Source organism: Kineococcus gypseus (assembly GCF_050871305.1).
Taxonomy (GTDB): Bacteria; Actinomycetota; Actinomycetes; order Actinomycetales; family Kineococcaceae; genus Kineococcus; species Kineococcus gypseus.
This window is the reverse complement of record NZ_JBJLRD010000017.1, coordinates 44260-63698: the sequence shown is the minus strand read 5'-3', so window position 1 is coordinate 63698 and position 19439 is coordinate 44260. Positions and strand designations below refer to the sequence as shown.

The 19439-nt window shown below is 73.8% G+C and carries 26 protein-coding genes; 25 read left to right on the top strand and 1 reads right to left on the bottom strand.

Annotated elements, in window-relative coordinates:
* Positions 1 to 3: 3 nt before the first annotated feature.
* The 24 genes from rplX (at position 4) to glmM (ending at position 16323) form a co-directional block, all read left to right on the top strand.
* Complete coding sequence (gene rplX, locus ACRYMN_RS08760; protein WP_432494057.1) at positions 4 to 375, top strand: 50S ribosomal protein L24; 372 nt, start codon at positions 4 to 6, stop codon at positions 373 to 375.
* Positions 375 to 962 carry a 50S ribosomal protein L5 gene (rplE, locus tag ACRYMN_RS08755; protein WP_432494055.1) on the top strand — a complete coding sequence of 196 codons (588 nt, stop codon included), beginning with the start codon at positions 375 to 377 and terminating at the stop codon, positions 960 to 962. The genes rplX and rplE overlap by 1 nt, the downstream gene beginning before the upstream one ends.
* A 2-nt stretch (positions 963 to 964) precedes the next feature.
* Positions 965 to 1150 carry a type Z 30S ribosomal protein S14 gene (locus ACRYMN_RS08750; RefSeq protein ID WP_242126746.1) on the top strand — a complete coding sequence of 62 codons (186 nt, stop codon included), beginning with the start codon at positions 965 to 967 and terminating at the stop codon, positions 1148 to 1150.
* Between the two features lie 82 nt (positions 1151 to 1232).
* On the top strand, positions 1233 to 1631 hold the full coding sequence (gene rpsH, locus ACRYMN_RS08745; protein ID WP_242126745.1) for a 30S ribosomal protein S8: 399 nt from the start codon (positions 1233 to 1235) through the stop codon (positions 1629 to 1631).
* Between the two features lie 13 nt (positions 1632 to 1644).
* A complete protein-coding gene (gene rplF, locus ACRYMN_RS08740; RefSeq protein WP_432494053.1) occupies positions 1645 to 2184 on the top strand; it encodes a 50S ribosomal protein L6 in 540 nt (179 codons plus the stop codon).
* Between the two features lie 2 nt (positions 2185 to 2186).
* Complete coding sequence (rplR, locus tag ACRYMN_RS08735) at positions 2187 to 2564, top strand: 50S ribosomal protein L18 (protein ID WP_432494088.1); 378 nt, start codon at positions 2187 to 2189, stop codon at positions 2562 to 2564.
* Positions 2565 to 2598: 34 nt separating this feature from the next.
* On the top strand, positions 2599 to 3246 hold the full coding sequence (rpsE, locus tag ACRYMN_RS08730) for a 30S ribosomal protein S5 (protein WP_432494051.1): 648 nt from the start codon (positions 2599 to 2601) through the stop codon (positions 3244 to 3246).
* On the top strand, positions 3246 to 3428 hold the full coding sequence (rpmD, locus tag ACRYMN_RS08725) for a 50S ribosomal protein L30 (protein ID WP_432494049.1): 183 nt from the start codon (positions 3246 to 3248) through the stop codon (positions 3426 to 3428). Before rpsE ends, rpmD begins: the two co-directional genes overlap by 1 nt.
* A 1-nt stretch (position 3429) precedes the next feature.
* Positions 3430 to 3891 (top strand): 50S ribosomal protein L15, encoded by a 462-nt coding sequence (gene rplO / locus ACRYMN_RS08720; protein WP_432494047.1) that lies wholly within the window; start codon positions 3430 to 3432, stop codon positions 3889 to 3891.
* 217 nt (positions 3892 to 4108) lie between these two features.
* Positions 4109 to 5410 carry a preprotein translocase subunit SecY gene (secY, locus tag ACRYMN_RS08715; protein WP_432494045.1) on the top strand — a complete coding sequence of 434 codons (1302 nt, stop codon included), beginning with the start codon at positions 4109 to 4111 and terminating at the stop codon, positions 5408 to 5410.
* The gene (locus ACRYMN_RS08710) at positions 5407 to 5982 is read left to right on the top strand and encodes an adenylate kinase (RefSeq protein WP_432494043.1); all 576 of its coding nucleotides are present in this window, start codon (positions 5407 to 5409) and stop codon (positions 5980 to 5982) included. Before secY ends, ACRYMN_RS08710 begins: the two co-directional genes overlap by 4 nt.
* A gap of 9 nt (positions 5983 to 5991) precedes the next feature.
* Positions 5992 to 6804, top strand: a complete 813-nt coding sequence (map, locus tag ACRYMN_RS08705; RefSeq protein WP_432494041.1) for a type I methionyl aminopeptidase — start codon at positions 5992 to 5994, stop codon at positions 6802 to 6804.
* Between the two features lie 161 nt (positions 6805 to 6965).
* Positions 6966 to 7187, top strand: coding sequence for a translation initiation factor IF-1 (gene infA, locus ACRYMN_RS08700; protein ID WP_166605559.1), 222 nt, complete (start codon positions 6966 to 6968; stop codon positions 7185 to 7187).
* Positions 7188 to 7260: 73 nt separating this feature from the next.
* Positions 7261 to 7374 carry a 50S ribosomal protein L36 gene (gene rpmJ, locus ACRYMN_RS08695; protein ID WP_009740505.1) on the top strand — a complete coding sequence of 38 codons (114 nt, stop codon included), beginning with the start codon at positions 7261 to 7263 and terminating at the stop codon, positions 7372 to 7374.
* A 172-nt stretch (positions 7375 to 7546) separates the two neighbouring features.
* Complete coding sequence (gene rpsM, locus ACRYMN_RS08690) at positions 7547 to 7927, top strand: 30S ribosomal protein S13 (RefSeq protein ID WP_166609805.1); 381 nt, start codon at positions 7547 to 7549, stop codon at positions 7925 to 7927.
* Between the two features lie 90 nt (positions 7928 to 8017).
* Positions 8018 to 8425: a 30S ribosomal protein S11 gene (gene rpsK / locus ACRYMN_RS08685; protein WP_106209584.1), complete on the top strand. Its 408-nt coding sequence runs from the start codon at positions 8018 to 8020 to the stop codon at positions 8423 to 8425.
* A gap of 150 nt (positions 8426 to 8575) precedes the next feature.
* Entirely contained in the window at positions 8576 to 9589 is a 1014-nt protein-coding gene (locus ACRYMN_RS08680) for a DNA-directed RNA polymerase subunit alpha (RefSeq protein WP_432494037.1), read from the top strand.
* 59 nt (positions 9590 to 9648) lie between these two features.
* Entirely contained in the window at positions 9649 to 10323 is a 675-nt protein-coding gene (gene rplQ / locus ACRYMN_RS08675; RefSeq protein WP_432494035.1) for a 50S ribosomal protein L17, read from the top strand.
* Between the two features lie 92 nt (positions 10324 to 10415).
* Entirely contained in the window at positions 10416 to 11312 is an 897-nt protein-coding gene (locus ACRYMN_RS08670) for a tRNA pseudouridine synthase A (protein ID WP_432494033.1), read from the top strand.
* 53 nt (positions 11313 to 11365) lie between these two features.
* Entirely contained in the window at positions 11366 to 11848 is a 483-nt protein-coding gene (locus tag ACRYMN_RS08665) for a SixA phosphatase family protein (protein WP_432494031.1), read from the top strand.
* Between the two features lie 88 nt (positions 11849 to 11936).
* Positions 11937 to 13619, top strand: coding sequence for an ATP-binding cassette domain-containing protein (locus ACRYMN_RS08660; RefSeq protein WP_432494029.1), 1683 nt, complete (start codon positions 11937 to 11939; stop codon positions 13617 to 13619).
* A 195-nt stretch (positions 13620 to 13814) separates the two neighbouring features.
* Positions 13815 to 14258: a 50S ribosomal protein L13 gene (rplM, locus tag ACRYMN_RS08655; RefSeq protein WP_432494027.1), complete on the top strand. Its 444-nt coding sequence runs from the start codon at positions 13815 to 13817 to the stop codon at positions 14256 to 14258.
* Between the two features lie 35 nt (positions 14259 to 14293).
* Positions 14294 to 14791, top strand: coding sequence for a 30S ribosomal protein S9 (rpsI, locus tag ACRYMN_RS08650; protein ID WP_432494025.1), 498 nt, complete (start codon positions 14294 to 14296; stop codon positions 14789 to 14791).
* 176 nt (positions 14792 to 14967) lie between these two features.
* Positions 14968 to 16323: a phosphoglucosamine mutase gene (glmM, locus tag ACRYMN_RS08645; protein ID WP_432494023.1), complete on the top strand. Its 1356-nt coding sequence runs from the start codon at positions 14968 to 14970 to the stop codon at positions 16321 to 16323.
* Between the two features lie 15 nt (positions 16324 to 16338).
* Here glmM and coaA read toward each other — a convergent pair whose 3' ends face one another.
* Positions 16339 to 17256 carry a type I pantothenate kinase gene (coaA, locus tag ACRYMN_RS08640; RefSeq protein WP_432494086.1) on the bottom strand — a complete coding sequence of 306 codons (918 nt, stop codon included), beginning with the start codon at positions 17254 to 17256 and terminating at the stop codon, positions 16339 to 16341.
* Between the two features lie 262 nt (positions 17257 to 17518).
* On the opposite strand from coaA, the gene glmS reads away from it, so the two are divergent.
* Entirely contained in the window at positions 17519 to 19390 is a 1872-nt protein-coding gene (glmS, locus tag ACRYMN_RS08635) for a glutamine--fructose-6-phosphate transaminase (isomerizing) (RefSeq protein WP_432494021.1), read from the top strand.
* Positions 19391 to 19439 lie beyond the last annotated feature (49 nt).

Genomic DNA, 19439 nt, shown 5'->3' with positions numbered 1-19439 from the left:
GTCATGGGGAAGACCCGCATCAAGAAGGGTGACCTGGTCCAGGTCATCACGCGCGTGCGCGGCCGCCGCGCCGAGGACGGCACCAGGACGTCCGACCTCGGCAAGCAGGGCCGGGTGCTCGAGGTCTTCGCCGACACGCAGCGCGTGCTCGTCGAGGGCGTCAACCAGATGAAGCGGCACACCAAGGCGCGCCCGGGCGTGGCCGGCGGCATCGAGGTCCGCGAGGCCCCGATCCACATCAGCAACGTGCAGCTGGTGGACCCGGAGACGGGCAAGCCCACCCGCGTCGCCATCCGCACCGAGCAGGTCGAGCGCGACGGCCGGACCAAGACCAACCGGATCCGCGTCGCCAAGCGCTCCGGCAAGGACATCTGATGACCACTGAGACCCCCGAGACCACCGAGACGGCGCCCCGTCCGCTCCCGCGCCTGAAGCAGCGCTACCGCGACGAGATCAAGGGCCAGCTGCGCGAGCAGTTCGGCTACGCCAACGTCATGCAGATCCCCGGCCTGGTCAAGGTCGTGGTGAACATGGGCGTGGGCGAGGCGGCCCGCGACTCGAAGCTCATCGACGGCGCCGTGCGCGACCTGACCGTGATCACCGGCCAGAAGCCGCAGGTCACCCGGGCCCGCAAGTCCATCGCCCAGTTCAAGCTCCGCGAGGGCATGCCGATCGGCGCGCACACCACGCTGCGCGGCGACCGCATGTGGGAGTTCCTGGACCGCCTGACGTCCCTGGCGCTGCCCCGCATCCGCGACTTCCGCGGCCTGTCGCCCAAGCAGTTCGACGGCAAGGGCAACTACACCTTCGGTCTCACCGAGCAGTCCATGTTCCACGAGATCGACCAGGACAAGATCGACCGCGTCCGCGGCATGGACATCACGGTCGTGACGACGGCGACGAACGACGAGGAGGGCCGGGCGCTGCTGCGCGCGCTGGGCTTCCCGTTCAAGGAGAACTGACCGTGGCGAAGACCGCTCTGATCACCAAGGCCGCGCGCAAGCCGAAGTTCGCTGTCCGCGCCTACACCCGTTGCCAGCGCTGCGGCCGGCCCCACGCCGTGTTCCGCAAGTTCGGCATCTGCCGCATCTGCCTGCGGGAGATGGCGCACCGCGGCGAGCTGCCCGGTGTGACCAAGAGCAGCTGGTGACCTCCAACATCACGACGACGCCGAAGGTCCGCACCGCGCCCCGCGGTGCGGAAACCCCGGCGAGGAAGGGCGGACGAGCCCGATGACGATGACCGACCCCATCGCGGACATGCTGACGCGTCTGCGCAACGCCAACTCGGCGTACCACGACACCGTCTCCATGCCGTACAGCAAGCTCAAGTCCCACATCGCCGAGATCCTCCAGGCCGAGGGCTACATCGCCTCCTGGTCCGTCGAGGACGCCGAGGTGGGCAAGAAGCTCACGCTGGACCTGAAGTTCGGCCCCAACCGCGAGCGTGCGATTGCCGGCCTGCGCCGCGTGAGCAAGCCCGGTCTGCGGGTGTACGCGAAGTCGACCAACCTGCCCCGCGTCCTGGGCGGCCTCGGCGTGGCGATCCTGTCCACGTCCTCCGGGCTCCTGACGGACAAGCAGGCCAACAAGAAGGGCGTGGGTGGGGAAGTCCTCGCCTACGTCTGGTGAGGGAGGAGGACTCATGTCGCGCATCGGTCGACTCCCGATCCCCGTCCCCGCGGGCGTGGACGTCACCATCGACGGCCCGCAGGTGACGGTCAAGGGGCCCAAGGGCACCCTGAGCCACACCCTCGCCGAGCCCATCGGTCTCGAGCGCACGGACGAGGGCACCCTGCAGGTGACCCGCCCGAACGACGAGCGCACCTCGCGCGCGCTCCACGGCCTGAGCCGCACCCTGGTGGCCAACATGGTCCAGGGCGTGACCCAGGGCTACGAGAAGCGCCTGGAGATCGTCGGCACCGGTTACCGCGTGACCGCCCGCGGCTCCGACCTGGAGTTCGCGCTCGGCTTCAGCCACCCGGTCGTCGTCAAGGCGCCCGAGGGCATCACGTTCGCCGTCGAGAACAACACCCGCTTCTCGGTGTCCGGCATCGACAAGCAGCAGGTCGGCGAGGTCGCTGCGAACATCCGCAAGCTGCGCAAGCCCGACCCGTACAAGGGCAAGGGCGTGCGCTACGCCGGCGAGCAGATCCGCCGCAAGGTCGGAAAGGCTGGTAAGTGACGATGGCTCTCTCCACGCAGCGCACCCAGAAGGGCAAGGCGGCCGCTCTCAAGCGCCGTCACACCCGCGTGCGCAAGAAGGTCGTGGGCACTCCCGAGCGCCCGCGCCTGGTCGTCACCCGCTCCAGCCGGCACGTCTTCGTGCAGGTCATCGACGACGCGGCGGGTCGCACCCTCGCGTCGGCCTCCACCATGGAGGCGGACCTGCGCGCCAGCGCCGACGACAAGTCGGCCAAGGCCAGGGCGGTCGGTCTCCTCGTGGGGGAGCGGGCCAAGGCGGCCGGCATCGAGGCCGTGGTCTTCGACCGCGGCGGCAACCGGTACGCCGGTCGCGTGGCCGCCATCGCCGACGGCGCCCGCGAGGCTGGTCTCGCCCTGTGATGACCCGAACTGTCGATGAGATGAGGAACGTCTGATGCCTGGACCCCAGCGCCGAGGCGCCGGCGCCGGTGCGGCCGGCGGCGGCGACAACCGTGGTGGCAACGACCGTCGCGACCGCCGCGACGGCGGCCGCGACCAGCGCGGGCGGGGTGACGCGGGCGACCGCGGCAACTTCGTCGAGCGCGTGGTGACCATCAACCGCGTGGCCAAGGTCGTCAAGGGCGGCCGCCGCTTCAGCTTCACGGCCCTCGTGGTCGTGGGCGACGGCGAAGGCACCGTCGGTGTCGGCTACGGCAAGGCCAAGGAGGTGCCCGCGGCGATCGCCAAGGGCGTCGAGGAGGCCAAGAAGAACTTCTTCCGCGTGCCCCGCATCCAGGGCACCATCCCGCACCCCGTGCAGGGCGAGAAGGCGGCCGGCGTGGTCATGCTGCGCCCGGCCTCCCCGGGTACCGGCGTCATCGCCGGCGGCCCGGTGCGCGCCGTGCTCGAGTGCGCGGGCGTGCACGACGTGCTGTCCAAGTCCCTGGGCAGCGACAACGCCATCAACATCGTCCAGGCGACGGTGGAGGCGCTGCGCTCCCTGGAGCGCCCCGAGCAGGTCGCGGCCCGCCGCGGCCTGGCCGTGGACCAGGTCGCGCCGGTCGCGCTGCTGCGCGCCCAGGCCGCGGGGGTGAGCGCCTGATGGGTCGCATCAAGGTCACCCAGGTGAGGTCCGCCATCGGCGGCAAGCAGAACCAGCGGGACACCCTGCGCAGCCTCGGGCTGCACAAGATCGGGCAGAGCGTCGTCAAGGACGACAAGCCCGAGTTCCGCGGCATGGCGACGACGGTGGCGCACCTCGTGACCGTCGAGGAGGTGGACTGACATGGCCGAGCAGTCGGGCGAGCACGTCCTGAAGCTGCACCACCTGCGTCCCGCCCCCGGGTCGCACACCCCCAAGACCCGCGTCGGTCGCGGTGAGGGCAGCAAGGGCAAGACCGCCGGTCGCGGCACCAAGGGCTCCAAGGCCCGCTACCAGGTGCCCGAGGCCTTCGAGGGCGGCCAGATGCCCCTGCACATGCGCCTGCCGAAGCTGCGCGGCTTCAAGAACCCGTTCCGGGTCGAGTACCAGGTCGTCAACCTGGACACGCTGACCTCCCTGTACCCCGAGGGCGGCGCTGTCACGGTCGAGGACCTGGTCGCCAAGGGCGCGGTCCGCAAGGGGCGCCCCGTGAAGGTCCTCGGCACCGGTGAGGTGTCCGTGGCCCTGCAGGTGACGGCGGACCGCTTCTCCACCTCCGCCGCCGAGAAGATCGCGGCGGCCGGCGGGAGCACCACCAGCGCCTGAGCCGCGCCCGCGCGTCTCACGAGCACCGCACGGCGGTAGCGACGGTCACCCGTCGCTACCGCCGTTCGCGCGTTGTGGGGGGCGGTAGGGTGCTCCGGGAGGCACCCGCAGCCCGCTGCACCCGCGGCCCGCTGCGCCGTCCTCCGGCAGGTCCTCCGCAAGTCCGTCCTCGAAGTCCACCCGTCGCGCCCCGGCAGCGGCGGCGCAGGAGGTTCTCGTGCTCACCGCATTGGCCCGGGCGTTCCGCACGCCGGACCTGCGCCGCAAGATGCTCTTCACCCTGGGCGTCATCGTGCTGGTCCGCATCGGCTCCTTCGTGCCGACGCCCGGCGTGGACTACTCCGCCGTGCAGCAGTGCATCGCGCTGGCGGAGTCCGGCAACGACCTGCTCGGCCTGGTCAACCTCTTCTCCGGCGGCGCGCTGCTGCAGCTGAGCATCTTCGCGCTGGGGATCATGCCGTACATCACGGCGAGCATCATCATCCAGCTGCTCACCGTGGTCATCCCCCGCTTCGAGGCGCTCAAGAAGGAGGGTCAGCAGGGCACGACCAAGCTGACCCAGTACACGCGCTACCTCACCATCGCCCTGGCGGTGCTGCAGTCGACCACCTACGTGACGATCGCGCGCGACCCCTCGCGCCTGTTCGGCACCGCCTGCAACGCCGAGGTCGTCCCCGACCAGAGCGTGCCGGTGATCGCGCTGATGGTGCTCACCATGACCGCCGGCACCGGCCTGATCATGTGGCTGGGCGAGCTGGTCACCGAGCGCGGCGTCGGCAACGGCATGTCGCTGCTGATCTTCACGCAGATCGCCGCCGGCTTCCCCACGTCGCTGTGGGCCATCCAGCGCGAGCGCGGCACGCTGACGTTCGCCGCCGTCATCCTCATGGGCCTGGTCGTCGTCGCCGCCGTCGTCGCCGTCGAGCAGTCCCAGCGCCGCGTGCCCGTGCAGTACGCCAAGCGCATGGTCGGCCGCCGCGTCTTCGGGGGCAGCTCGACGTACATCCCGCTGAAGGTCAACATGGCGGGCGTCATCCCGGTGATCTTCGCGTCCTCGCTGCTGTACCTGCCCGCCCTGGTGGCGCAGTTCAGCGACCAGAACGCGTCCTGGGTGGTCTGGATCAACGCGCACCTCGTGCGCGGCGACCACCCGATCTACATGGCCGCCTACTTCCTGCTGATCATCTTCTTCGCGTACTTCTACGTCGCGATCACGTTCAACCCGGACGAGGTCGCCGAGAACATGCGCAAGTACGGCGGGTTCATCCCCGGCGTGCGCGCGGGCCGGCCCACGGCCGAGTACCTCGACTACATCCTCACCCGCATCACCCTGCCCGGCTCGCTCTACCTGGGGCTGGTCTCGCTGCTCCCGCTGATCGCGCTGGTGGCGTTCAACGCCAACTCCAACTTCCCCTTCGGGGGCACCTCGATCCTGATCATCGTCGGGGTGGGGCTCGAGACGGTGAAGCAGATCGAGTCCCAGCTCCAGCAGCGCAACTACGAAGGGTTCTTGCGATGAGTCGTCTCGTCCTCCTCGGTCCGCCCGGTGCCGGCAAGGGCACCCAGGCCAAGCTCCTGTCCGAGCGCCTGGGCGTCCCGGCCATCTCCACCGGGGACATCTTCCGGGCCAACGTGGCCCGCGGGACCGAGCTGGGCCGGACGGCGCAGCGGTACATGGACGCCGGCGAGTACGTGCCGGACGCGGTGACCAACGCGATGGTCCGCGACCGCCTGGCCCAGCCCGACGCCGCCGAGGGCTTCATCCTCGACGGCTACCCGCGCACCACCGACCAGGTGCGCGAGCTCGACGAGATGCTCGCCGGCAGCGGCGCCAAGCTGGACCGCGTCCTGGAGATCACCGCGGACCCCGAGGAGCTGGTGCGGCGCCTGACCCGCCGCGCCGGCATCGAGGGGCGCAGCGACGACACCGAGGACGTCGTGCGCACGCGCCAGCAGGTCTACCTGGAGCAGACCGCCCCGCTGGTGTCCACCTACGCCGAGCGCGGCCTGCTGCGCAGCGTGGACGGCCTGGGCGAGGTGCCCGCGGTGACGGCCCGCCTGCTGGACGCGCTCGCCTCCGACGCCGGCTGAGGCGGGCGCGTGTTCGGCCGCGAGCGCATCGAGATCAAGACCCCGGCGCAGGTGCTCACCATGCGCCGCGCCGGGCTGCTGACCCACGCGGCGCTGGAGAGCGCCCGCTCGGCCATCCGCCCGGGCGTGACCACGCGCGAGCTGGACGGCATCGCCGCCGAGGTCATCCGCGCCGGCGGGGGCACGTCCAACTTCCTGGGCTACCACGGCTACCCGGCCACGCTGTGCATCTCGGTCAACCACGTCGTGGTGCACGGCATCCCGGGCGAGCAGGTGCTGCGCGAGGGCGACGTCGTCTCGGTCGACGGTGGCGCGGTCGTGGACGGCTGGCACGGCGACTCCGCCTTCACGCAGATCGTGGGGGAGCCGGCCGAGGAGGCCGACGTCGAGCTCGTGGAGACCACCCGCCGGGCCATGTGGGCGGGCATCGCCGCGCTGGACCGGCGCGGGCGCGTGGGCGACGTGGGGGCGGCGGTGGAGGACGCGGTCGACGGCCGCTTCGCCATCGTCGACGGCTACACCGGCCACGGCATCGGCTCGGCCATGCACATGGCCCCCGAGGTGCTCAACCACCGGGTGCGCGAGCGCGGGCCGAAGGTGCGCCCGGGCATGTGCCTGGCGGTGGAGCCCATGTGCACCCGCGGGGGCGACGAGACCGACGTCCTGGCCGACGAGTGGACGGTGGTCACGACCGACGGCGCGCGCGCCGCGCACTGGGAGCACACCGTGGCCGTCCTCGAGGAGGGCCTGTGGGTGCTCACCGCGCCCGACGGCGGCGCCTCCGAGCTCGGCCCGCTGGGCATCGCGGTGCCGGGGGAGTGACTGCGCCGCAGCACCTCCAGGCGGGGCGCGGGGACCGATTTCGCCTACGGCACGCCGTCGACTAAGCTTGACCGTCGGTCCGCCATGCCCATGTCCCGGAGCTCCGGCGCCGGGGGGAGCGGGCAGACACCGAACCGACACTTGATGGAAAAGCGGAGGACATGCCGAAGAAGGACGGCGTCATCGAGATCGAGGGCACCGTGGTGGAAGCACTGCCGAACGCGATGTTCCGCGTGGAGCTGAGCAACGGCCACAAGGTGCTCGCCCACATCTCCGGGAAGATGCGGCAGCACTACATCCGCATCCTCCCCGAGGACCGGGTGGTCGTCGAGCTCAGCCCCTACGACCTGTCCCGCGGGCGCATCGTCTACCGCTACAAGTGATCCCACCACTGGCCGCCGGCCGCGGTCCCGCCACGCCCGTGGCAGGGGCCGGGTCTGCACGACCGGAGACACGATGAAGGTCAAGCCGAGCGTCAAGAAGATCTGCGACAAGTGCAAGGTGATCCGCCGCCACGGCCGGGTCATGGTGATCTGCGAGAACCTGCGCCACAAGCAGCGCCAGGGCTGATCGCAGACCCACCCCCGCCGCCGGGCCCCGCAGCCGGCGGCACCCGTTGCAGCACCCGCCCGCACCCCCGAGGGGGAGCGGGTGGCACCCCCGGTCGGAGGCCGGGGACCCGCCCGACGAGAGCGGGAGCGGTGCTGCGTCAGACCTCCGCGACAGAAGAGGGACCACCACGATGGCACGTCTCGTCGGTGTCGACCTCCCCCGCGAGAAGCGGCTGGAGATCGCACTCACCTACATCTACGGCGTCGGGCGCACCCGCGCCCAGGAGACGCTGACCGCCACCGGCGTCAGCCCGGACCTGCGCGTCCGCGACCTCACGGACGACGACCTGGTCGCCCTGCGCGACCACATCGAGGGCAACTACCGCGTCGAGGGTGACCTCCGCCGCGAGGTGGCCGCCGACATCCGCCGCAAGGTCGAGATCGGCACCTACCAGGGCCTGCGGCACCGCCGCGGTCTGCCCGTGCGCGGGCAGCGCACCAAGACCAACGCCCGCACCCGCAAGGGCCCCAAGCGCACCGTCGCCGGCAAGAAGAAGGCCGGCCGCAAGTAAGCGGTGCGCGGCCCGCCGGGTCGCCTCGCGAGCCGTCCACCGGCTCGCCCTCGAACTCAGTCGTCGCAGTCCACCAGGAGCCCGGACACCATGCCTCCCAAGAGCCGCCAGGCCACGGCGACGCGCAAGCCGCGTCGCAAGGAGAAGAAGAACGTCGCGCACGGTCACGCGCACATCAAGAGCACGTTCAACAACACGATCGTCTCGATCACCGACCCGACCGGTGCGGTGATCGCCTGGGCGTCCGCCGGCCAGGTCGGCTTCAAGGGGTCGCGCAAGTCCACCCCGTTCGCCGCCCAGATGGCGGCCGAGGCCGCCGCCCGCCGCGCCCAGGAGCACGGCATGCGCAAGGTCGACGTCTTCGTCAAGGGTCCCGGCTCCGGCCGCGAGACCGCGATCCGCTCGCTGCAGGCCACCGGCCTGGAGGTCGGCGCGATCCAGGACGTCACCCCCAGCCCGCACAACGGCTGCCGGCCGCCCAAGCGCCGGCGCGTCTGACCCGGTGACGGCGCCGGCCCACCCCGCGGGGGAGGGCCGGCGCCACCCCGGCCGGCCGGTGCCGGTCGAGCCAGACAGACCCCGTCGGTGGACCGATGCCGGCGGGCGTGCGGGGCGTCATATGGCGGACGCCCGCGGGAAGGAACCTCCGTGCTGATCGCACAGCGCCCCACCCTCACCGAAGACGTCGTCGACGAGTACCGCTCGCGCTTCGTCATCGAGCCGCTCGAGCCCGGCTTCGGGTACACCCTGGGCAACTCGCTGCGGCGCACCCTGCTCTCGTCGATCCCGGGCGCGGCCGTGACCAGCCTGCGCATCGACGGCGTGCTGCACGAGTTCACCTCCGTGCCGGGGGTGAAGGAGGACGTCACCGAGATCGTCCTCAACGTCAAGAACCTCGTCGTCTCCTCCGAGCACGACGAGCCGGTCGTGATGTACCTGCGTAAGCAGGGCCCGGGCGCCGTGACCGCCGCCGACATCGCGCCCCCGGCCGGTGTCGAGGTCCACAACCCCGAGCTGCACATCGCGAGCCTGAACGGCAAGGGCAAGCTCGAAGTCGAGCTGACGGTCGAGCGCGGCCGCGGCTACGTCTCCGCCGCCCAGAATAAGTCCGGCGAGCAGGAGATCGGCCGCATCCCGGTCGACTCCATCTACTCGCCGGTGCTGAAGGTGACGTACAAGGTCGAGGCGACCCGCGTCGAGCAGCGGACGGACTTCGACCGCCTCGTCGTGGACGTGGAGACCAAGCACGCCATCACCCCGCGCGACGCCGTCGCCTCGGCCGGCAAGACGCTCGTCGAGCTGTTCGGCCTGGCGCGCGAGCTCAACGTCGAGGCCGAGGGCATCGACATGGGCCCCTCGCCCACCGACGCCGCGCTCGCGGCCGACCTCGCGCTCGAGATCGAGGCGCTGGACCTGACCGTCCGCTCCTACAACTGCCTCAAGCGCGAGGGCATCCACACCGTCGGCGAACTGGTCTCGCGCAGCGAGGCCGACCTGCTCGACATCCGCAACTTCGGGCAGAAGTCCATCGACGAGGTCAAGGCCAAGCTGGTCGGCATGGGCCTGCACCTGAAGGACTCCCCGCCCGGGTTCGACCCGAGCACCGCCGTCAACGACTTCGAGGAGGACGACTCGTCCTTCGCCGAGGACGAGCAGCTCTGACCGTCCGCTGACCGCCGCCCCGTCCGGGGCGGCGGGCCATTCCGAGGAGATCGACAACCATGCCCACCCCCACCAAGGGTCCGCGGCTCGGCGGCGGGCCGGCCCACGAGAAGCTCATCCTCGCCAACCTGGCGACCTCGCTCTTCGAGCACCGCAGCATCACCACGACCGAGGCCAAGGCCCGCCGCCTGCGCCCGTTCGCGGAGAAGCTCATCACCTTCGCCAAGAAGGGCGACCTCGCCTCGCGCCGCCAGGTGATGAAGACGGTGCGCGACAAGTCCGTCGTGCACTTCCTCTTCACCGAGATCGGCCCGGCGATGGCCGAGCGCCAGGGCGGGTACACCCGCATCGTCAAGATCGGCCCGCGCAAGGGCGACAACGCCCCCATGGCGGTCATCCAGCTCGTCATGGAGCCGGTCAGCGCCAAGCAGGCCACCGTGCGCGAGGCCGAGCGGGCCGCCGCCGGTGCCGCCGCGGCGTCCACCGCCGCCGCGGTCGCCGCCGACGCCGAGGCGGGCACCGCCGCGGCGGAGGAGCCCGTCGAGACCGGCGCCGACGAGCAGGCCGGCACCACCGACACCGCCGGCACCGCCGACACCGGTGTCGAGCTGGACGCCACCGAGCAGGACCCGAGCGACGAGGCCGCCGGCACCACGCCGGTGACCTCCACCGAGGGCACCGACGGGGGCACCGACGAGGGCACCGACGAGGGCAGCACCGGGGACCGGGCCTGAGCCCCACCCCCCCGAGCACCGACGAGCCCGCCCTCCCCACCGGGGAGGGCGGGCTCGTCGCCGTCCCGCCCGCCGCGCCGGCCGGACCCGCGGTGCCCGCCGCGCCGGCCGGACCCGCCGGGGCGGTGCGCCTGCGCCTGGACCTGGCCTACGACGGCACCGGCTTCGCCGGCTGGGCCGAGCAGCCGGGCCTGCGCACCGTGCAGGGCGAGCTGACCGCCGCCCTGGCCCGCGTGCTGCGCCTGGAGCCCGCCGCGCGCCTGACGGTCGCCGGGCGCACCGACGCCGGCGTGCACGCCACCGGCCAGGTCGCCCACGTCGACGTCCCGCGCACGGCCTGGGAGGCCGTCCCGGGGCGCTCCGGCTCCGCGCCGGGCACCGCCCTGGTGCGGCGCCTGGCCGGCGCGCTGCCGCCCGACGTGCGGGTGCACCGCGCCGCCGCGGCCCCCGAGGGCTTCGACGCGCGCTTCTCCGCGCTGCGGCGCCGCTACGCCTACCGCGTCAGCGACGACCCCGCCGGGGCCCCGCCGCTGCTGCGCGGCCACGTGCTGCACCACCGCCGGCCGCTGGACGCGGCCGCCATGGACGCCGCCGCCGGAGCCCTGGTGGGCCTGCACGACTTCGCCGCCTACTGCAGGCCCCGCGAGGGCGCCACGACCGTGCGCACGCTGCTGGCGTACTCCTGGCGGCGCGAGAGCGCCGGCCCGCACGCCGGGCTGCTCGTGGCCGACGTGCGCGCCGACGCCTTCTGCCACTCGATGGTGCGCGCCCTGGTGGGCGCGGTGCTGGCCGTCGGCGACGGGCGCCGCGACGCCGGCTGGCCCGCCCGCGTCCTGCTCGGCGCGGTGCGCGACCCCGGCGCGGCCGTCGTGGCCGCGCACGGGCTGTGCCTGGAGGAGGTCGCCTACCCGCCCGACGCCGACCTGGCCGCGCGCGCCCGCGAAGCGCGCGCCGTGCGGTCCCTGCCCGGCGCCCCCCGGACGGCCTAGGCGGGCGCGGGGGCGCGTGCGGTGCGGGCGCGGGCGTGCGGCACCCTTGCGCCGTGCCCACGCTCGTCCTCGTCCGCCACGCGAAGGCGGACACCCCCGTCGGCCTGCAGGACATCGCCCGCCCCCTGACCGAGCGCGGCCGCGCCGACGCCGCGGCCGCCGGGCGCTGGCTGGCGCAGAACGTCGCCGCGCCCGACCTGCTGGTGACCTCCCCCGCCCGCCGCACCGAGGAGACCACCGCCCGGCTGCTGGACGCCTGGGGCGCCGAGCCCGCCGTCGTGGACGAGGAGCGCGTCTACGAGGCCTCCCTGGGCGACCTGCTGCGCCTGGTGCGGGGCCTGGACACCGAGCGCCCCGACGCCGTCGTGGTGCTCGTCGGCCACAACCCGGGCCTGAGCGACCTGCTGGAGTCGCTGACCGGTGAGGTGCAGCAGCTGCGCACCGCCGGCATCGCGGTGCTGGACGTGGCGGGGGAGTGGGCCGACGCCGACAGCACCAGCTGCGCGCTGCGCACCACCTGCACCCCGCGCGCCTGAGCGCCCGGCCCCGGGCCGGGGGTCCCGGCGGGCCCCGCGGGGAAAACCGTGCGCCCGCCGCGGCGCGGGCGCGGCACACTGGCTGCCCGTGGGTCACGTCGACGTCCAGGCCGTCAGCCACGAGCTGCCCGACGGGCGCCCGCTGCTGCACGAGGTCTCCTTCCGCGTCGCCGACGGGACGACCACGGCGCTGGTGGGCCCCAACGGCACCGGCAAGACGACGCTGCTGCGGCTGATCGCCGGCGACGAGCCGGTGCAGGAGGGGGCCGTCGCGCGCAGCGGCGGGCTGGGCGTCATGCGCCAGTTCGTCGGCTCGGTGCGCGACTCGACCACCGTGGGCGAGCTGCTGGCCTCCGTGGCCCCGGCGCCGCTGCGCGCCGCCGCCGCGGCCCTGGACGCCGCCGAGGCGGCGCTGCTGGAGACCGACGCCGAGCGCGAGCAGATGCGCTACGCGCACGCCCTGGCCGACTACGCCGACGCCGGCGGCTACGAGGCCGAGGTCGGCTGGGACGAGTGCACCGCCGCGGCCCTGGGGCTGGCCTTCGACGCCTGCCGCCACCGCCTGGTGCGCACCCTCTCCGGCGGCGAGCAGAAGCGCCTGGTGCTCGAGGCGCTGCTGCGCGGGCCCGACGAGGTGCTGCTGCTGGACGAGCCGGACAACTACCTCGACGTGCCCGGCAAGCGCTGGCTGGAGGAGCGGCTGCGCGCCACCGCGAAGTCGGTGCTGCTGGTCAGCCACGACCGCGAGCTGCTCTCGGCGGCCGCCGACCGCATCGTCACCCTCGAGCCGGGCGCCCTGGGCGCCGTCTCCTGGGTGCACGGCGGCTCCTTCGCCACCTACGGCGCGGCGCGCACCGCGCGCGGGGAGCGGCTGGAGGAGCTGCGCCGGCGCTGGGACGAGGAGCGCGTGAAGCTGCGCGTGCTGGTGCTGACCCTGCGGGAGCGCTCGAAGTTCAACGACGGCATGGCCTCGCGCTACGCGGCGGCGCAGACGCGGCTGGCGAGGTTCGAGCAGGCCGGCCCGCCGCAGGCGCCGCCGGCCGCGCAGGACGTGCGCATGCGGCTGCGCGGCGGGCGCACCGGCAAGCGGGCGGTGGTGTGCGAGCGCCTGGAGCTGACCGGCCTGATGCGCCCCTTCGACGCCGAGCTGCACCTGGGCGACCGGGTGGCCGTGCTCGGCTCCAACGGCTCGGGCAAGTCGCACTTCCTGCGGCTGCTGGCGGCCGGCGGCTCGGACCCCGACCCCGAGCACGCCCCCGTCGACGAGCACGTCGTGGCGCCCGTGCCGCACACCGGCACCGTGCGCCTCGGCGCGCGGGTGCGGCCGGGCTGGTTCGCGCAGACCCACGAGCAGCCGGCGCTGGCCGGGCGCACGCTGCTGGACGTGCTGCACCGGGGCACCGCGCACCGCGCGGGCCTGGACCGCGAGGCCGCCGCGCGGGCCCTGGACCGCTACGGCCTGGCCGCCGCGGGCGAGCAGCGCTTCGAGCACCTCTCCGGCGGGCAGCAGGCGCGCCTGCAGATCCTGCTGCTGGAGCTGTCCGGCGCCACGCTGCTGCTGCTGGACGAGCCCACCGACAACCTCGACCTGCACTCGGCCGAGGCCCTGGAGCAGGCCCTGGCCGCCTTCGAGGGCACCGTGGTGGCCGTGACGCACGACCGCTGGTTCGCCCGCGGCTTCGACCGCTTCCTCGTCTTCGGCGCCGACGGGCGCGTCACCGAGAGCTCCGAGCCGGTCTGGGACGTGGCCCGGGTGGCCCGCGCCCGCTGAGGCGCGCGCGGCGCCCGGGCCGGCGCCAGGGGGCCGCAGGGCCCCGGCGCGCGGCCGTTTTGACCGGCCGCCGATCCGCCGGGTAACGTCATGGGTCGTTGTGCCCACGCAGTGCCTGCCAGCCCGGATCCCGCGGTCGGCGGCCCCGAGCGCGGGCCCGTTCCGCAAATCGTCTCGAGGAGATGGGCAAGCCCCGTGCGCACGTTCACCCCGAAGCCCGGCGACATCGACCGCCGCTGGCTCGTCATCGACGCGGAGGACGTGGTCCTGGGTCGCCTGGCGTCTCAGACCGCGGTCCTGCTGCGCGGCAAGCACAAGCCGACCTTCGCGCCCCACGTGGACGGCGGCGACTTCGTCGTCATCGTCAACGCCGCCAAGGTGGCCCTGACGGGCTCCAAGCGCGAGCAGAAGATCGCCTACCGCCACTCCGGCTACCCGGGCGGCCTGAAGGCCACCAGCTACGTGGACCTGCTGGAGAAGAGCCCCGAGAAGGCCGTCGAGAAGGCGATCCGCGGCATGCTGCCCAAGAACTCGCTGGGCCGGCAGATGCTGACCAAGCTCAAGGTCTACGCCGGCCCGGAGCACCCCCACGCGGCGCAGCAGCCGCAGCCCTACGAGCTGACCCAGGTCGCGCAGTGAGCGCTGCGCCCACTGCGAACTGACTGAGGAGAACCGTGGCCGAGTACACCACCGAGACCGTCGACGACATCACCGAGTCCGACGAGTTCACCGGCACCTACACCAGCGAGTCCGCGCAGCCGCAGACCGGCGGCAACAGCGTGATCGCCCCCGGCGGGGCCACCGGCCGCCGCAAGGAGGCCATCGCCCGCGTGCGCATCGTCCCCGGCTCGGGCAAGTGGTCGATCAACGGCCGTGAGCTGGACAACTACTTCCCGAACAAGGTGCACCAGCAGCTCGTCAACGAGCCGTTCCGGGTCACCGCCCTCGAGGGCTCGTTCGACGTGATCGCCCGCATCCACGGCGGCGGCTCGTCCGGCCAGGCCGGCGCGCTGCGCCTGGGCGTGGCCCGCGCGCTGAACGCGATCGACCTCGAGGCCAACCGGCCGGCGCTGAAGAAGGCCGGGTTCCTCACCCGCGACCCGCGCGCCACCGAGCGCAAGAAGGCCGGTCTGAAGAAGGCCCGCAAGGCGCCGCAGTTCAGCAAGCGCTGACCCGCGCCCGCCGCGGCGGGCGCGTTCAGCACACGCACCACGACGGCCCCGGGGGAGCGACCCCGGGGCCGTCGTGGTGCCGGGGCCGCGCGGCGGCCGGGTCGCAGCGGCGCGACGCGGCGGCACGGCGCGGCGGCAGACAGGGACCGAGCAGGGACCGGGCGGGGGACGGCGCAGTGGGACGGCTCTTCGGCACCGACGGGGTGCGTGGACTGGCGAACGTCGACCTGACGGCGGACATGGCGCTGGGCCTGTCCGTCGCGGCGGCCACCGTGCTGGCCGAGGCCGGCGGCGGCGCGCACCCGCGCGCGCTGGTGGCCCGCGACCCGCGCGTGTCCGGGCAGTTCCTGTCCGCGGCCGTCGTGGCCGGCCTGGCAAGCGCCGGGGTGGACGTCCTCGACGTCGGCGTCGTGCCCACGCCCGCGCTCGCGCACCTGGTGGGCACCTCCGGCGCCGACTTCGGCGTGATGCTCTCGGCCTCGCACAACCCCATGCCCGACAACGGGCTGAAGATCTTCGCCCGGGGCGGCACCAAGCTGCTCGACGACGTCGAGGACGCCGTCGAGCGCGAGTTCCGCGCCGGCGGCGGTCGCCGCCCCACCGGTGCCGCGGTCGGCCGCGTGCACTCCGGCCCCGACGTCGAGCAGGACGCCGCCGACACCTACGCCGCGCACCTGCTGGACTCCCTGCCGCACCGGCTGGAGGGCCTGCACGTCGTCGTCGACTGCGCCAACGGCGCCGCCAGCGCGATCGCCCCGCGCGTGCTGGCCGAGGCGGGTGCTCGCGTGACCACCCTGTTCGCGCGCCCCGACGGGCTGAACATCAACGACGGCTGCGGCTCGACGCACCTGGGCCCGCTGACCGAGGCGGTCCTGGCCCACGGCGCCGACGTCGGCATCGCCCACGACGGCGACGCGGACCGCTGCCTGGCCGTGGACGCGCAGGGGCGCACCGTCGACGGCGACCAGATCCTCGCCGTCCTGGCGCTGGCGATGCGCGAGCGCGGCGAGCTGCGCGAGAACACCCTCGTGGCCACCGTGATGAGCAACCTGGGCCTGCGCCTGGCGATGCGCCGCGAGGGCGTGCGCCTGGTCGAGACGGGCGTGGGCGACCGCTACGTGCTCGAGGCCCTGGCCGCCGGCGGCTGGAGCATCGGCGGCGAGCAGAGCGGGCACGTGGTGCTGCCCGCGCACGCCACCACCGGCGACGGCGTCCTGACCGCCCTGCACCTGCTGGCCCGGGTGGCGCAGACCGGCCTGCCGCTGGCCGAGCTGGCCGGCGTCGTCGAGCGCCTGCCGCAGGTGCTGGTCAACGTGCGCGGGGTCGACAAGGCGCGCGCCGGGCGCGACGAGGAGCTCGCCGCCGCCGTGGCCGACGCCGAGGCCGAGCTCGGCGAGACCGGGCGGGTGCTGCTGCGCCCCAGCGGCACCGAGCCGCTGGTGCGCGTCATGGTCGAGGCGGCCCGCACCGAGCACGCCCAGCAGGTCGCCGACCGCCTCGCGGACGTGGTCCGCACGCGCCTGGCCCTCTGAGCCGGGCCGCGCGCGTCAGATCTTGCGCAGGCGCACCTGCTGCACCGAGTGGTCGGCGGCCTTGCGCAGCACGCAGGTGGCCCGCCCGCGGGTGGGGCGCACATTCTCCACGAGGTTCGGCTCGTTGGTCTCGGCCCAGATCCGCTCCGCGCGCGCGACGGCCTCCTCGTCGCTGAGGGCCGCGTAGCGGCGGAAGTACGACTCCGGGCGGCTGAACGCGGTGCGGCGCAGCTCCAGGAACCGCGAGACGTACCAGGAGCGCACGTCGTCGGTGCGCGCGTCGACGTAGAGCGAGAAGTCGAAGTAGTCGCTCACCGCCACGCCCTGGGTGCCGTCGGCGCGCACCCGCGCCGGCTGCAGCACGTTCAGGCCCTCGACGATGAGCACGTCGGGGTGGTGCACCACCGTCTCGGCGCCGGGCACGATGTCGTACGTCAGGTGCGAGTACACCGGCGCGCGCACCTCGGCCGCCCCGGACTTCACCGCCGAGACGAAGCGCAGCAGCGCGCGGCGGTCGTAGGACTCCGGGAACCCCTTGCGGTGCAGCAGGCCGCGCCGCTCCAGCTCCGCGTTGGGCAGCAGGAACCCGTCGGTGGTCACCAGCTGCACCCGCGGGGTCTCCGGCCAGTGCGAGAGCAGCTCGCGCAGCACGCGCGCGGTGGTGGACTTGCCCACCGCCACCGAGCCGGCCACCCCGATGACGAAGGGGGTGCGCCGGGCCCGCTCGCCCAGGAACGTCGACGTCGCCGCGTGCAGGCCGCCGCTGGCGCGCTCGTACAGCGTCAGCAGGCGCGAGAGCGGCAGGTACACCTCCTCGACCTCGCGCAGGTCCACCCGGTCGCCCAGGCCGCGCAGCTGCGCGACGTCCTCGGCGGTCAGGGTCAGCGGCGTGGAGGCGCGCAGGCGGCTCCACTCGTGCCGCTCCAGGACCACGTAGGGGGAGTGCTCCCCGGGGTGCTCCGGCTGGCCGTCGCGGTGGCCGTCGCGGTGCCCGTCGCGGTCGGCCTCGCGCACCGGCCCGGGCCGGTGCGTCGGCGCCGCTGCCGGCGGGGTCCCGGGCGGTGGTCCGGCCGTGCTCACCGGCGGCACGCTACCCCGTGCCCCGGCCGGCACCGCCCGCGCCCGGCGCGCGCGGCCCGGCGCGCCAGCGCCCGGGAGGACCGGGCGCGCCCGCGCGGAACGTACCCTGCTGGGCATGTGCGGCATCGTGGGCTACGTCGGGCGACCCGGGGCACCGGGCGCGGCAGCCGGGGGCGGGGCCCCCGTCGTCCTGGAGGGGCTGCGCAGGCTGGAGTACCGCGGCTACGACTCCGCCGGCATCGCCGTGGTCACCGACGGCGGCGTGGCGGTGCGCAAGCGCGCCGGCAAGCTGGCCAACCTCGTCGAGCTGCTCGACGCCGACCCGCTGCCCGAGGCGGGCACCGCGATCGGGCACACCCGCTGGGCCACCCACGGCGGGCCCACCGACGCCAACGCGCACCCGCACACCGACACCGCCGGGCGCGTGGCCGTCATCCACAACGGCATCGTGGAGAACTTCGCGCGGCTGCGCGCCGAGCTGGCCGAGGCGGGCGTGGTGTTCACCAGCGAGACCGACACCGAGGTCGTCGCCCACCTGCTGGGCGCCCAGCTGACCCGCGCCCCGGACCTGACCGAGGCGGTGCGCGCGGTGTGCGCCCGCCTCGAGGGCGCCTTCACGCTGCTGGCCGTGCACGCCGACGCCCCCGGCGTCATCGTCGGCGCGCGCCGCAACTCCCCGCTGGTGGTGGGCCTGGGCGAGGGCGCGAACTACCTCGGCTCGGACGTGGCCGCCTTCATCGCGCACACCCGCGAGGCGCTGGAGCTGGGGCAGGACCAGGTGGTGACCATCACCGCCGACGAGGTGCGCGTCACCGGCTTCGACGGCTCGCCCGCGCAGGGCCGGCGCTTCCACGTCGACTGGGACGCCTCGGCGGCGGAGAAGGGCGGCTTCCCCAGCTTCATGGCCAAGGAGATCCACGACCAGCCGCAGGCCATCGCGGACACGCTGCTGGGGCGCACGGACGCCGCCGGGCGCCTGCAGCTGGACGAGCTGAAGATCTCCGAGGCGGAGCTGCGCAGCGTCGACAAGATCGTCGTCGTGGCGTGCGGGACCGCCGCCTACGCCGGGCAGGTGGCCAAGTACGCGATCGAGCACTGGTGCCGCATCCCGGTCGAGGTGGAGCTGGCGCACGAGTTCCGCTACCGCGACCCGGTCGTCTCCGAGCGCACGCTCGTCGTGGCGATCTCGCAGTCCGGCGAGACGATGGACACGATCATGGCGGTGCGCCACGCGCGCGAGCAGGGCGCGAAGGTGCTGGCCATCTGCAACACCAACGGCTCGACCATCCCGCGCGAGTCCGACGCGGCCCTCTACACGCACGCCGGCCCGGAGATCGCCGTGGCCTCCACCAAGGCGTTCCTGGCGCAGATCACCGCCTGCTACCTGCTGGGCCTCTACCTGGCGCAGCTGCGCGGCAACAAGTTCGCCGACGAGATCTCCGACGTGCTCGCGCAGCTGCACGAGGTCCCCGGCAAGGTGCGCCAGGTCCTCGACGGCCTGGAGCAGGTGCGCGAGATCGCCCGCTACATGGCCGACACCCGCTCGGTGCTCTTCCTGGGCCGCCACGTCGGCTACCCGGTGGCGCTGGAGGGCGCGCTCAAGCTCAAGGAGCTGGCGTACATCCACGCCGAGGGCTTCGCCGCCGGCGAGCTCAAGCACGGCCCCATCGCCCTGATCGAGCCGGGCCAGCCGGTGTTCGTCGTGGTGCCCAGCCCGCGCGGTCGCGACTCGCTGCACGCGAAGGTCGTCTCCAACATCCAGGAGGTGCGCGCCCGCGGCGCGCGCACGCTCGTCATCGCCGAGCAGGGCGACACCGACGTCGAGCCGTACGCCGACGTCGTCATCCGCGTCCCGCGCACCTCCACCCTGCTCTCGCCGCTGCTGGCGGTCGTGCCGCTGCAGGTCTTCGCGTGCGAGCTGGCCACCGCCAAGGGCCTGGACGTGGACCAGCCGCGCAACCTCGCCAAGTCCGTCACCGTCGAGTGAGACCCACCCCGCCGCAAGCGGCCCCGCCCCCGCGTGGGACGGTGGCCGC